This is a genomic window from Gardnerella sp. DNF00354 (assembly GCF_049262755.1).
Classification (GTDB): Bacteria; Actinomycetota; Actinomycetes; order Actinomycetales; family Bifidobacteriaceae; genus Bifidobacterium; species Bifidobacterium vaginale.
The window spans coordinates 333,831-348,065 of record NZ_CP058402.1 but is presented as its reverse complement, the minus strand read 5'-3'; the positions used below and the strand labels follow the sequence as shown (position 1 = coordinate 348,065).

11 protein-coding genes and 1 tRNA gene are annotated in these 14,235 nt (G+C 41.2%); 10 read left to right on the top strand and 2 right to left on the bottom strand.

Annotation, left to right across the window (positions count from 1 at the left end):
* Positions 1-198 precede the first annotated feature (198 nt).
* The 5 genes from HXT24_RS01305 (at position 199) to HXT24_RS01285 (ending at position 4,855) form a co-directional block, all read left to right on the top strand.
* The gene (locus tag HXT24_RS01305) at positions 199-1,680 is read left to right on the top strand and encodes an FAD-dependent oxidoreductase (protein ID WP_422119486.1); all 1,482 of its coding nucleotides are present in this window, start codon (positions 199-201) and stop codon (positions 1,678-1,680) included.
* A gap of 175 nt (positions 1,681-1,855) precedes the next feature.
* Complete coding sequence (locus HXT24_RS01300) at positions 1,856-2,929, top strand: M48 family metalloprotease (RefSeq protein WP_422119485.1); 1,074 nt, start codon at positions 1,856-1,858, stop codon at positions 2,927-2,929.
* Between the two features lie 74 nt (positions 2,930-3,003).
* Positions 3,004-3,077: transfer RNA gene (locus HXT24_RS01295), tRNA-Gly, on the top strand.
* A 278-nt stretch (positions 3,078-3,355) separates the two neighbouring features.
* Positions 3,356-4,285 carry an Abi family protein gene (locus HXT24_RS01290; protein WP_103013246.1) on the top strand — a complete coding sequence of 310 codons (930 nt, stop codon included), beginning with the start codon at positions 3,356-3,358 and terminating at the stop codon, positions 4,283-4,285.
* Positions 4,286-4,543: 258 nt separating this feature from the next.
* On the top strand, positions 4,544-4,855 hold the full coding sequence (locus tag HXT24_RS01285; RefSeq protein ID WP_422119484.1) for a peptidase A8: 312 nt from the start codon (positions 4,544-4,546) through the stop codon (positions 4,853-4,855).
* A gap of 329 nt (positions 4,856-5,184) precedes the next feature.
* Here HXT24_RS01285 and HXT24_RS01280 read toward each other — a convergent pair whose 3' ends face one another.
* A complete protein-coding gene (locus tag HXT24_RS01280) occupies positions 5,185-6,075 on the bottom strand; it encodes a Fic family protein (protein ID WP_422119483.1) in 891 nt (296 codons plus the stop codon).
* Positions 6,076-6,815: 740 nt separating this feature from the next.
* Positions 6,816-8,006: a lipase family protein gene (locus HXT24_RS01275; protein WP_422119482.1), complete on the bottom strand. Its 1,191-nt coding sequence runs from the start codon at positions 8,004-8,006 to the stop codon at positions 6,816-6,818.
* Positions 8,007-8,562: 556 nt separating this feature from the next.
* Here HXT24_RS01275 and HXT24_RS01270 point away from each other — a divergent pair.
* From HXT24_RS01270 to HXT24_RS01250, 5 genes are all read left to right on the top strand, one after another.
* On the top strand, positions 8,563-9,495 hold the full coding sequence (locus HXT24_RS01270; RefSeq protein ID WP_248912062.1) for a DUF4862 family protein: 933 nt from the start codon (positions 8,563-8,565) through the stop codon (positions 9,493-9,495).
* Between the two features lie 43 nt (positions 9,496-9,538).
* A complete protein-coding gene (locus HXT24_RS01265; protein ID WP_415698797.1) occupies positions 9,539-10,546 on the top strand; it encodes an ROK family protein in 1,008 nt (335 codons plus the stop codon).
* 62 nt (positions 10,547-10,608) lie between these two features.
* Positions 10,609-11,277 (top strand): N-acetylmannosamine-6-phosphate 2-epimerase, encoded by a 669-nt coding sequence (locus HXT24_RS01260; RefSeq protein ID WP_004113937.1) that lies wholly within the window; start codon positions 10,609-10,611, stop codon positions 11,275-11,277.
* A 290-nt stretch (positions 11,278-11,567) separates the two neighbouring features.
* Positions 11,568-13,133, top strand: a complete 1,566-nt coding sequence (locus tag HXT24_RS01255; protein WP_410312370.1) for an ABC transporter substrate-binding protein — start codon at positions 11,568-11,570, stop codon at positions 13,131-13,133.
* A 196-nt stretch (positions 13,134-13,329) separates the two neighbouring features.
* Positions 13,330-14,235 carry an ABC transporter permease gene (locus tag HXT24_RS01250; RefSeq protein ID WP_004113928.1) on the top strand — a complete coding sequence of 302 codons (906 nt, stop codon included), beginning with the start codon at positions 13,330-13,332 and terminating at the stop codon, positions 14,233-14,235.

Sequence of the window (14,235 nt, the reverse complement as noted above, 5' to 3'; positions counted from 1 at the left end):
ATGTGCATAAGTCACAAGTTACAAGCATGCATAAGCAAAAATGTATATAAGTGACAATATTCACTTTGGTCTTTTCTTGAATGAGTCAAGGCGCTAGTCTAAGTAGTGGAGCATTTAAGGAAGCGACTTATAAAACAGTTTACAAAAGAGTTCAAAAATGCTTAAGAATGCTTGAAATACTCAATATGGGGAAATTTTATGGAAACGAATTATAATGCGGATGCGAGCGAATTGCGAATCGCAGTTATTGGCGCGGGGCCTGCTGGAATATACTCGTCAGATATTTTTCTTCGTCAGCTTAAAAAATTGGGTGACGAAATGGGATTAGGTACGAGCGCTAGAATCGATTTATTTGAAAAACTACCAGTTCCATTCGGGCTGGTTCGATATGGAGTTGCGCCAGACCATCCGAGCATAAAATTCATTGCAGATGCTTTGGCTAAAACGCTTGATAATCCAAATATTCACTTGTATGCGAATGTTGAATTTGGCAAAGATATTACGCTAGAAGATTTGTTGCCGCGCTATGACGCAATTTTGTTTGCTACGGGCGCTGTAGAAGATAAGCCGCTTAATATTCCAGGCTCCTCATTGTGTGGCGTGTATGGCGCTGCAAAATTTGTGGAATGGTACGACGGATATCCTACCAGTGAGCGCACGTGGCCGCTTGATGCAAGCGAAGTGGCTGTTATCGGTGGTGGAAACGTTGCTATGGATGTTGCGCGCGAGCTTTTGCGAGATGCGGATTATCTCCGCGAGCACACGGATATTTCCGACGACGTTTACAATGGTTTGCTTAAAAACCAGGCTAAAACATTGCACTTGTTTATTCGACGAGGCGTTGCTCAAGCTAAATTCTCCGTGCAAGAATTGCGCGAGATGGAAAAGCTTCCTGGCGTGCAAATAGTTGTAAATGAAAACGATTTTGACTTGGATGACGAAACGATTGATGTTGCTGGAAAAGACAAATTGACCCGTCAAATGGTAGAAGAGCTTTTTGCTATACGCGATTTGAGCGAAGATATGGAAGATAGTGGAAACGTTGATTTTGAAGGCAATCCTGCAAATCGACGCTATATTATTCACTTCAATTCTGATCCAGTTGAAATTCTGGGAGAAGATGGGCGAGTGCGCGCTATTCGAGTAGAGCGTACAGTTACAAGCGCGGACGGAAAAATGACTCGTACTGGAGAGTTTGAAGAATACCCTGTTCAAGCGGTTTACCATGCGATTGGATATAAGCCTGCTAAGGTTTCTGGCGTTGCTTACGATGAGAACAAAACTCTTCTTGCGAATAAAGATGGTCGCATATTAACTGATCCAGATGGTGATGTTGTGCGTCCACGCTTGTATGCAACTGGCTGGGCGAAGCGAGGACCTGTTGGATTAATTGGTTCTACAAAGTCAGACGCTTTGCAAATAGTGGCAAATATGTTGGAAGACTTAGCAAAAAGCTCGCTCGAAGAATGTGAATCCGCACTTCCTGGCAGATTGGCAATAGATAGAGAGCATAAATCTATTGAAAATCTTCTCGCTTCCAGAGGCGTGGATGTAGTTGATTTTGATGGGTGGAAAAGAGTTGACGATTTTGAAGTTGAATCTGGTATGGCAGAAAATCGCGCTCGCAAAAAAGTTGTATCTAAGCAAATGCTTATAGATATAGCAAATCATCAACAATAGTTTGTTAATTTTTAGTGGTCGCTTACGTTATGCACATTTGCAAAACGTAAGCGACCACTTGTTAACAGATTATAAATCTTAAATACACTAATTAGCATTAATCTTAAACATATTAATTATAAATATACAGTTTTCATTCAGCAAAATTACAGTTCCGATTATTAGAATCGTAAACATGTTCAGCAATATAGGAATGCGATGCCGCAATTATCTGAAAACAGCAGCACTGTTCTCAGTAATCTGGTTGATTCTTGCCTTAATTTGGGCTTCCTGTGGATTGCGCTTACCTATGCTGATTTGGTTTGTAGTTTTAGGAATAATTCTCAGTGTGTGCGCGTATTGGCTTTCTGGCAAGCTCGCAATTCGCATGGTGAATGCTATAGAAGTCAGTGAAGATGAAGAGCCAATCTTGTATGGTATTGTTCGCGAGATTTCTGCGAGAATCGAAAGACCGATGCCGCATCTTTACGTTGCTCCAATGGATAGTCCTAATGTTTTTGCAATTGGTCGCAGTGAAAGACATGCTGTTATTTGTTGTACGCGTGGACTCTTAAACATTCTGAACGAGCGTGAGTTGCGTGGAGTTGTAAGTCATGAGTTGATTCATATTTATAATCATGATATTTTGAATTCCACTATTGCTTCAGCTATTGCGACAATTATGACTTATGTTGGCTATGTTCTTACGTATTCCAAAAAGAAGCATACTGCTGATAGTGAGTTTGCTGTTAGATCAGAATCTTCTAAAAGCCGTTGCCCAGTGTTAAAGATTGTTGGTCAAATTTTAAATGTGATTTTTGTGCCAGTTGGAGCATTAATGATTAAGCTGGCGGTTTCTAGAAGCCGCGAATTTGACGCAGATAAAAGCGCTGGAATGCTTACGGGAGATCCTGCAGCTTTGGCTTCTGCTCTAAATAAAATTTCTTACGGTGCAAAAATACATGAGATGAGTAGAGTCGCTGGATTGCAGGCAATGTCTTCGCTGATGATTGTAAATCCATTTGAAGATGATAAATCGAAATTATTGAAGATGTTTTCTAATCAGTCAGCTGTTAAAGAGCGAGTTAACTTCTTGAGACTAATGGCTAAGTCGCAAGAGGATAATGCTGAGTATTCTGGGTATGCGGAAATGTCTTATGAAAATGAAGCTGCTGCAAGATCAGATGAATTTGATAAGTCTGAATCTGTATTCAACATCCGATATGGGAGAAGATTCCCTAGTGGAGTTGTAGCCGTAAGCGGAGCATGATATCCTTATATGGTTTGTTGTCTAGATTGATTAATCGAGTCATTTGAAGGTATTAATCGCCAGCAGCCGAACATGCGGACATAGTTCATCGGTAGAATGGAAGCTTCCCAAGCTTCAGAGGCGGGTTCGATTCCCGTTGTCCGCTCCACCGTGATGTATAAGTGGAATATGAGGGCGTATACGCTGATGCATCATGCTCATACCAACAGTTCAGACCTCTAGTCGTGTGAGTAGGAGGGCTGGATTTCTTGAGAATTGATTCCCAACCACATTCGTAGGTATTGTGTCTGCTGAGTATTTTCTCACATGTCGACAGGTTTTATAAGCACTTGACTGGTACGCGTGTTATCATAGTAAACAACAAGACCAGTTCCGCTACCCACTTCGGTGGGAGTCCAGGGCTGGTCCTTTTCGTCGGGAGGAGTTGTGACCAGTAAACCGATTAAGCCTTATAAAAGTTATACTGATCAGGTAGCTCTTTTATGCTCACGTGGCATGGAGATTAAAAATGTTGCACAGGCGACTCACGTGCTTGCGACACGTAACTACTACCGACTTTCGGGGTACTGGTATTCGGCACGCATTATTGATTTTGCTTCTGGTAAACCCACAGATAATTTTCAACCTGGTACATCTTTGGATTTATGTACTGAATTGTATGAGTTTGATGCTCGGCTTCGAAGTGCCGTGTTTACAACCATTGCACCTATAGAACTAGCTTTGCGCGCTCTTTTGGGTTATCACTTGGGGAAAATAGATCCGCTTGTGCATATGGACGTTAATAAGCTTAATGCTGTCGCTCGTACAACTGACCGAAAGAATCCGCATAAAACCCAATATGAAGTGTGGTTTTCCAAATATACAGAAGCTGTGAGGAACTCACAAGAAGACTTTGTAGCTCATCATCGTGATAGATATGACGGTCAACTACCAGTGTGGGTTGCAGTTGAAATCATGGACTGGGGTATGCTTTCTCACCTGTATAGGTTTAGTCCACACAAGGTTCGTAATGAGATTGCGTATTTGTGTGAGATGACGGCTCCGCAGCTGGAATCAACACTGAAATCCTTGAATATACTGCGTAATCTTTCTGCTCATCATGCTCGGCTCTTTAATCGTGGTTTTGATATCAAGCCGAAACCTATAAATCATGAGCTTATGAAGCCAGTAAACACTCTTACGCACAGGTTATTTGGGCAGATAAGTATTATTCAATTTCTTCACATCCAATTAGGACTAGAAGGCAATAATCTTTTAGCCAATACCCTTGAAACATTTCCTCACAATAAGATTATCCCTTTCGAACGAACGGGGGCACCTGATCATTGGCGGGATTTACCTCTTTGGGCTAACTAGATTATACTGTTATATTTCAGTTTACATGTCCGCTTTCACTTAAACCTAATTACACATATCTCAGTGAAATATAAGCACATATTCGCTGAAATATCACACAGTTTTCGCTTGTTCTTATGTTTTAAAAGTACTCTAAATGTGAAAATAATGTGTAAAATTCTGTAATTTTTTTTTAATATTGACACGAAAATCTTAGTTAAATTAAAATTATATTGAATCCGCTATGGAAGAGGATTTAATTGGGCAGGAGGTTTTTTTATGTTAGATATGTTGTTTGCACTTGTTGCTGTTGCATCAATGTTAATAGGCTTGGTTCTATCTGTAATGCTTTGGGTTAAAAGCAGCAAATCAGTTAAAGAATTGTATAAAAACGCATATGCGTATGCAATTATTGATGTTGTATTAGGCGTATTGTCGTATATTTCTTATGCTGCAACTATCAATTCCGTAGATGTTGATGTGCGTGAATTCTACACAAATTATTTCACGGCGCCATTGATTGTTCTTGCTGTTCTTGTTGTAAGTATTGCTGCTATAACCATATTTAAGAGTAAAAAGATAGCTATGTAGCATAACTAGATTAAACAGTTTATTAAATAATAGCCTTCTGAGTTTAATTAAGATTCAGAAGGCTATGTTTGTTATATGTTGTGTTTGGTTTGATTGTGATTTGTTGATTTCAGTCTGAATTCTGTGTGTGATATTTAGACAAAAAATATGTTTTTTGTGTATACAAGTTTTATAATCGCGCGCTTGCAACGCAATGCATTTGAGTTATAGGTCAAACAGAATCTGTGACCAAGTCGGAGATTCAACCACAGTACTGTCAATAATTCAGTCAACTATCTGAGAGAATAACAGTAAAGACGATTGCGCGTAGCTTTAATTAAAAATGATCATTACTCTAAAATAGACAAATACAAATCAAGTCTTTGATTTAAATATCTTGCAAACAAGTTTGCCATGGCAGACACGTTATGCTTTGCGTGATACTCATCAAAAGCTTCATAATATTTCAAGCGATCAGTAAATTTTATATCTATTGGTGGGTACCCTGCTTTCATCAACTCCAAATTGACCAGCAGTCTTCCTGTTCTTCCATTTCCATCAATAAAAGGATGAATGCTTTCGAATTCTATATGAAAACGAGCAAGTTTAGTAACAATATCTTCATCGCTGTTTTTGTATTTTTTCAATAATTCTTCCATTTTTGAAGCGATTAAATATGGTTGTGGTGGCTCATGTGTAGATCCCATAATTCGAACGGGAACTCTTCTATAAACGCCTCTATCTTCTCTCTTGTTAGCTAAAACTAAATAATGTATGTCTTTTATAACTTTTTCATTTATCTGCTTATTTTCGCTAACAAGCTGCTTTACGTAATCAAAGGCTTCTTTGTGTCCAATAACTTCTAGGTGCTCTTTTAATGATTTTTGATCAACAGTAAGCCCTCTAAGAACCATGTCTGTTTCGCGCAGTGTTAAAGTATTTCCCTCAATTGCATTTGAGTTATATGTATATTCTATTAGAAATTCTTCATTAAGTCTTTCTAATTCTCCTTCAGTTAGGGGTCTTCTTTTTTTAAGAGTTTCTAATTTAGTTTTTATGATTGGAATTAGCGATTCACTAATTTTATATCTTCCGTCGGTCGGCTTTGATGCGTCATGCGGTATTTTCCAGGATCTTCCTTCCCGATATGCTCCTGGAATTTTCCCTTCGGAGCATAGAATTCTTACTCTTCTATCTGATATGCCCCATTTTTCAGCAGCTTGCTTTACTGTTATATACATAAAATACCCTTAATCATTGTTGCATTTTATTATATTTTAACGTTTTATCGGAATAATATAAACAGTATCGGAATAACATATTTAATTTATCGGAACAATAGTGATTGATAAAATCAGTAACGTGAAGCTGCGTTAAATATTGGGATATCTTTGTTTAGAATGATTTTGCAAATAAAGAATAATCACATTTGATACGCTATGCGCCTTACTGCAACAAGGGCTATGAGTTTATTTTTACACACTTTTGGCGCTTCGGACCCTTGATTTCAGTCTGAAGTGTGTGTGATATTTATACAAAAGATGTATAAATCGTAGTTTTTGTACATTGGATGTATAAAAAATTGTACATTTAATGTACAAAAAATACGTTTTTTGTGTATACAAGTTCTTATAAGCACGCTGTGGGAATGCGATGCGTTTGAGTGAATATTGCATAAGTTTTATATTGAAGAAAGTTTTAGTCTGGTCTTATCTGGATGCTGGAATACTAGACAATAGTTCAACTCGCCCGAGTCTTCTCGGTGTGGGGGTGATTTTCTTTCTCCACTAGGATGTTCTTGTGCCAGATAAAATCTTTGTGAAATAACCCAGAATAGTTGGATTAATCAACATAAAAAGCACTGACTTATTTATGCGTTAATACACATTTTGTAAGTCAGCGCTTAGTTTATTGTTAGTAAATTACACGAACCAGTTGCCTATTGCTAATTACAAATCACTAATTAACAATTAGCGATAAATTAGAACGTGCGAACATTGTAGAAATTATTAAGCTCTTCCATCCAACGCCCAGTACCAGATATATCTCCTCTAGTTCCTACGGTAAACCCTGGGAAATTGTTCATTCGTGGCTCAAAGTAGCTTCGAGAGCCATGCCCTTCTGCAGAATTGCCAACACTTATAGCTCCTGCAAAATTGCCGACAGAACGAATAACTCTGTCGTTGTCTACTTTGTAATGAACAGCATAACCTTCGCGAGTCAGACGATTCCCTGTGTTTGCTGCAGTGCGAAGCCAACGGTTGAAGATATTTCCCCAAATTTGAGGAGCGTTGAAAGTGTAGATTTTCTTAAGCCAAGAATATCCTTTACCGTCTGCACGAATCAAAGCTCGTTGAGCCAAATAGCCTCCAAGAGAATGACCAGTAATATATAGATTATTTACAGTGTGTTCTCTGCCATAACGCTCAATAAGCTGTTCAACATCGTAAGCCTGATCTGGATTATGACCCACAGCTATTGCAAAATCATCGTCATAATCATTGAATTGAGAAGTTCCACGAATTGCAAGAACTTGAACAGTTCCTTGCTCTAAGAACGGATATGGACTTACGTTTTCAAACAAGACAGCGTCAAAACCACCCCTCTTGTGGTAGGTTTCTTTAACTTTCCAGAATGGAGCTATCTCATTGTGCATAAGACGATACTCATTGCGGTTCTTATAAATGTCATGAAGTGGTTTAGTGTAATCAAGAACCTTGTTTATATAACTATCATCGCGATAAGAAAGTTCAGAAAATAGCGTCATATCTCGTGGGCTTATATCCCATCTGCGAGGATTGCTGTCTTGATTATCTGGAATGCCATCGCCATCAGTGTCATTCATCATAGGGTGAGAATTGTACCCATAATAAGTTTTACCGTCTTTAGTATAAGTGTAGATTTCTTGCCTATTAGTTAAGCCGTCGCCATCTAAATCAGCATTTGGGTCGAGAGGCGTTTTGTGATACAAAGCCATGTCTAAAGCTCCAGGAAGCTCCAGCTTTATATCTCCATTTGAAATCTGTTTAGCTGTTTCCTGTGTAAGAGGAGTATGTTTTTCCGTAATCTGCTCGTTTTGAGTATACGCCATCGCTGGTGTAGTAATACTTAACATGCTTAGCATAAGACACAGGCTTGCAGATAAGCCTATTAGTTTGAAGCTTTTCTTCATGACTCCTCCTACTTTTGTCATCTATGTTGGGAATTAACCCGAATTAACTCGTTTTGGGAATTAATCCTTTTTTATTATCTCGCTAGCGCGTTTTACGCTTAAAGCTACAAATAGCAAGTTGTGTAATCTGCACCTTCGCTTAATTACAATTACAGTAACGCTTAATTTTCCTCAATAACTCTCTGCAATCAACTTTGACGATATGAGTTCGATTAAGAAAATCCTAGATGCTGCTAAGTGTTCTTATATGCTCAAATCCGCGCTTGCATTGATATAGCTTATACAGCCATGCTACATCATTAATCAATTAAATACATCATTAATTAGCATAAAATAGGTGAAAATTGTTGTGTTAATGACATTATGACTTTATGACATTAAGCTGTTTTAGTTTGAAAACAATTTAGTCGCAAGTACAAAGATTTATCAGACGTCTGACGAATTGTAGTGTGATTGGTGTAATCTACGAATCAAAAGACGAATCAAAAGATAAGTCAAAATACAAGTCTAAAGATAAGTCAAAAGATAAATCAGCGACGATTTCAAGGAGGATATCATGCTGAAAGCTAAATTTGTTGTAGGCGCATACGCATCGTTACCAAAAACTCGCGAAGATCAAGAAAAATACTACGATTTGTTAGGTAAACAAAGCTGGATTGCTGGAACAGAGATCCCGTACCCAGGAGATTTGGCAGATTCACAAAATCGCACGTGGCTAGCGTCGGCAATACCAGCGCATTGGCATGCTAACACTATAACCGCAATACCTGGGACAATGAGGCACATAAACTTTGACCCAGATCCAGAATTTGGACTAGCAAGCCCAAGCGAAGAGGGCAGACATCGTGCGCTCGCATTCTTTAAGGATATTCGCGAAGCCATAGCTGATGTTGCAGATAAACGAGATAGTTGTGATATATCGCACGTGGAAATACACACAGCGCCAACTCGAATAGCACAAGCAGACGCAATGAAAAAGTCGTTGGAAGAACTAGCACAACTAGATTGGTGTGGGGCAAAACTGGTTATAGAACACTGCGATCGATATATCGAAGGACAGAATCCGGAAAAAGGATTCCTACCTCTAGAAGAAGAGATTCAAATTGCTAAAAATGCTGGGGTTGGAATCACAATAAACTGGGGAAGAAGCGTCGTAGAAGAGCGAAATGCTCAAGCTGCTATAGAACATGTGCGCGAAGCAAGGCAAGCAGGAGTATTGCAGGGATTAATGTTTTCGGGAGCTGGACCAGAAGCAACGCAATACGGATATGAGTGGATTGATGGTCATTTGCCAATGAACCCAGATGAGCCAACGTCATTAATGACGTCTAAAGAAATTCAAGAAACTACTCGCGAGGCGCTAAAAGACAATTACGCAATCGACTATTTGGGTGCAAAAGTGTGTGTTCCTCAAGACGCTAGCGTTGAAGAGCGCTTGGGATACCTATCGCGTATTCATGACGCTGTGAGTGCTGCGCAGGGTGAGTGAATAGGTAAAGTCTTAAACGCAAGAAAGAAAACGGAAATTACTTATGAATGAAACAAAAGATTCTCGCTCTACATATCTTGCTTTTGACATAGGTGGAACAAAAATCGCCTACGGATTGGTGACTTTTCCAGATTCTAATATTCATAATATTCGCCAAGAAAGTGCAGATTACGTTTCTCCAACAGTGCAAGAGCATGGTTCAATGCCAACAGAAGCTGCAGAAGGTGGAGAAAATATAAAGAATCGCCTAGTGGAAAAAGCGTCGCAAATCATAGAAGAAGCGCAGAAAAATGGCAAAACCATTAGCGGAATTGGAATAGCGGCTGCGGGAGTGCCAAATAGCAAAACTGGCGAAATTGTAGCTGCTACAGACATTCTGCCAGGTTGGCGAGGGCAGCGAATTTATGACGCATTTAAGAGCGTAACTGACTTGCCAGTTTATATGATTGGCGATGTTGGTGGACATGGTTTAGGCGAAGCAATTTACGGCGCGGGTCGCGGAAAGTCGATTGTATTTTCTGTTGGCATAGGCACTGGAATTGGTGGGGCGATTATTATAAACGGCAAGCTGTTTACAGGAGCGCACGGAGTTGCTGGGCATGCGGGTCACGTTGTTAGTGACTTGGGAGTAGGTTTTGACTGCTCTTGCGGAGCACATGCGGGCCACATTGAGCCAGTGGCTTCGGGAACGGGGCTTGCCACTCTTTACAATAGCAATCTTCCACAAGGCGTCGAGCTTGCGCAAAACGGCTATGAGGTTTGTGTGCGCGCAAATTCTGGGCAGGATGCGCACGCCAAAGAAACGCTTGCTAGAAGCGGCAAGGCTTTGGGAGAGTGTGTAGCTGGAATGGCGAATCTTATAGATCCAGATGTGATTGTGTTTTCTGGGTCTGTTGTAGAAGCTGGCGATATTTGGTGGAATGCTATGCGAAGCGGATTTGAAGATTCTGCTTTGACATTGATTAAGAATACGCCAATTTTAAAGGGTCAACTCGGAGGATCTGCTCCTTTGATTGGTGCTGCTTGGGCTGTTCACTCAAATCGCGTTTAATCGCGTTTTATTGCGCTTAATTTTGTTTAGTTTAGTCATATTTTGAAAAAGGAGGAATCTATATGAATCCTGTGATTGAAAAAATCAAGGGCGGTCTAGTGGTTAGCTGCCAAGCTTATCCTGGAGAGCCGCTAAGACACCCAGAAACAATGGCACAAATGGCAATGGCTGCCGTAGAAGGCGGAGCTGTTGGCATTAGATGCCAAGGATTGTCGGATATTTCAGCGATTAAAGGGCAGGTAGATGTGCCTGTAATCGGAATCTGGAAAGACGGTCATGAAGGAGTTTATATTACGCCAACTTTGCGCCATGCACGCTGCTGTGCTGCTGCTGGGGCAGATATTATTGCGATCGATGCTACGGATAGACCGCGTCCAGATGGTTTGACTTACGAGCAAACTGTTCGCGCTTTGCATGACGAAGGCATAGTGGTTATGGCTGATTGCGGCAACTTTGACGACGCTAAGCGCGCGGCGGATTGTGGAACAGATATTATATCTACCACTTTGGCTGGCACTTCTCCTGGAAGGCCAAAGACTGATGGTCCTGATTTTGAGCTTTTAGGTCAGATTTTGCAAGCTTTCCCAAACTATCCGATTATTTGCGAAGGTCGTATCCACACTCCTGATCAGTTGCATAAGGTTATGCAAATGGGAGCTTGGGCTGCGGTGGTTGGAACTGCAATTACACATCCAACGTCGATTACGCGCTGGTTTGCGGCAAAGTTGTAAGCGGTGCATTGTAGGCGGATTGGTCGCCAGTAACCGTACTGGATAAAGTAAACAAATAAATAAAAGTATTGATTATATGTGTGTTGATTTTGTGCGATTTTGTGCTAATTTAATGACTTCAAAAATTAAATCAAAATTTTCACAAATTCGACACACGTATAACTTGACATCAGACATCAGACCTCTTATGTTTAAAGTAACGCGAAAATAACGCACGCGCTATAATTTAAAACGTTTTCGCATTCGAGGATGAAATGCGGAGAAAACAAACTCAATGGTGAGGAGAAAATATGGCACGAATTAACTCAAAGCTAACCGCGGTAATCGCCGCAGGTGTAGCCGCATTGATGATGCTTTCTGGCTGTGGTGGAGCAAAATCCCACAAGGCAGCAAAAGCAAAGACTGCTGTTAAAGATACGATCACAGCTCAAGTTGCATACGCAAGCCGCGACTTTGCGCCATCAACAACCTCTGGCGCGTTGCCAATGGCAGCAAACTGGCACGTTACAGAGCCACTTTACGCTCTTGATTACAGCAACTTTAAGGTTTTCAACGCTCTTGCAAAAGGTGAGCCAAAGAAGATTTCCGACACCGAATATGAGGTAACAATTCGCGATGCTGCAAAGTTCTCGGACGGAACCGAAGTGACAGCGGGAGACGTTGTATCTTCCTTCAAGCGCACAACTGCAAAAGGCAGCCTTTACATCTCTATGCTCGACTTTATTGATTCGGTTGAAGCAAAAGATAATCGTCACGTAATCTTTAAGCTAAAGAAAGCATTCCCACTGTTCAAGCAGCGTCTTGCTTTAATCCAGATTGTTCCAACTGCAAAGTCTGATGCAGATCTTAAGAATATGCCAATCGGCTCTGGTCCGTGGAAGTACGTTTCGATTACCGATAACCAAGTAAAGTTTGAACGCAATGATCTTTACAACGGCAAGTACAAGGCACAAACCAAGAATATGGTTTGGAACGTAACCGTTGACGATACTGCTCGCGTAACCGCAATGCAAGGCGGTAAGACAGACGTAATGGAAATGGTTCCAGCGCAAGCATTCAACACTTTGAAGGCATCTGGTTCCGAGCTTAAGACCGCACAGGGCTTCACTCTTCCATTTGTTATGTTCAACACAAAGCAGAAGCCATTTGACGATAAGCGAGTTCGCCAAGCAGCTCTCTACGCGATTGATGTAAACAAGCTCATCTCTAACCAAATGAGCGGCCAAGGCGAGCCAGCAACAAGCTTCTTGCCAAAGAACTACGCAAACTACCACAAGGCAAAGAACGTTTACACCAAGAACATTGCTAAGGCAAAGAGCTTGCTTAAGGAAGCTGGCGTAAGCGGTCCACTAAAGTTCACTCTTTACACAACAGACCACACTTGGATTACTCAGCTTGCTCCACAAATCAAGAACGATCTTGCGGAGATTGGTATGGATGTAGAAATCAAGTCCATGAAGTCTTCTGCTCTCTACCCACAGATTACTGACCGTGACGATGCAAACTACTCCATGGTTTTGGCCCCAGGCGACCCATCCGTGTTCGGCAACGATCCAGACTTGCTTATGAGCTGGTGGTATGGTGACAATGCTTGGACTCGTCAGCGCACGTTCTGGAAGAACTCCGAAGGATACGCAAAGCTCCACAAGCTTATGGACGAAGCTCTTGAAGCGTCCAAGCCAGCAGATCGCCAGAAGTATTGGAACCAGTGCTTCGATTTAATTAGCGACGAAGTTCCTCTGTACCCACTCTTCCATCGTAAGACTACGACTGCTGTAAAGAAGGGCGCATTGGCTGAGTGGAACGCAATCGGCTCCACTGGCATCAACCTTGTAAAAGCAAAGCTAACAAAGTAGGTGCAAGTCAAAGTAACAAACTTCATTTTCCCTAACCTCTAACCGCAAAACCGGCCCAACTGTTTACCTTTCTCGCCTTTGTGCAGATGGGCCGGTTTTGTTATGCCTTAATAACAAATTTCTTCAATGGATGTGTGGATGTCTTATGAGTAATTTTCTTAGACTTTTAGGTAGGCGATTAATCGCACTGCCATTCATGGCATTCGGTGTTACGTTCCTCGTATTCTTCCTTATGTCATTTTCAAAATATGATCCAGCAGTTGCAGCATTAGGTGAAAACTCGTCGCCAGCAGCTCTGGCAGCCTTCCGCCACGAAATGGGCTACGATAGGCCATGGTGGGAGCAGTTTGGGTCCTACATAGTTGGACTCTTCCAAGGAAACATGGGTGTTTATGGCGTAAACAAGGATTCTGTAGCTCAACGAGTGGCGGATGCCTTCCCTATCACCTTGCAATTAACCTTCATTGGTTTGTTGATCGCAATAATCTTTGCAGTAATCTTTGGCGTTTTTGCAGCGCTTTACCGCGATACTTGGGTTGACCAAACAGTTCGCGTGCTTTCGATTATTGCAATCGCAACCCCATCCTTCTGGCTCGGCGTTCTTTTGATTTACGTCTTGCAAATCAAGCTCGCATGGCTCCCAGGATCTGGCGATTTTGTGCCGTTCTTTGAAGATCCAGAAGCTTACATCGCTAGAATGGCAATGCCTTGCTTTGCATTAGGTCTTCCAGTAGCAGGTCAGCTTACGCGAATCATACGAACCTCGATGGTAGAAGAATTGGATAAGGATTATGTGCGAACTGCAATCGGCGCAGGTATTCCAAAGAGTGTGGTGGTTGCTAGAAACGTGTTCCGCAACGCTCTGATTACACCAATCACGACTCTTGGTATGAAGATTGGTTACCTTATGGGTGGTGCAATCGTTATCGAAGTTATTTTTGCACTCCCAGGAATGGGCACTGCAATGTTCGACGGCATTAATGGCAACCAACCAATGCTTGTTCAAGGTGTTGTTTTGGTTGTTGCAATTGCATTCATCTTCATAAACATTATTGTTGATTTGCTTTACGTGTTAATCAACCCAAGAATTAGGACGGTGTGA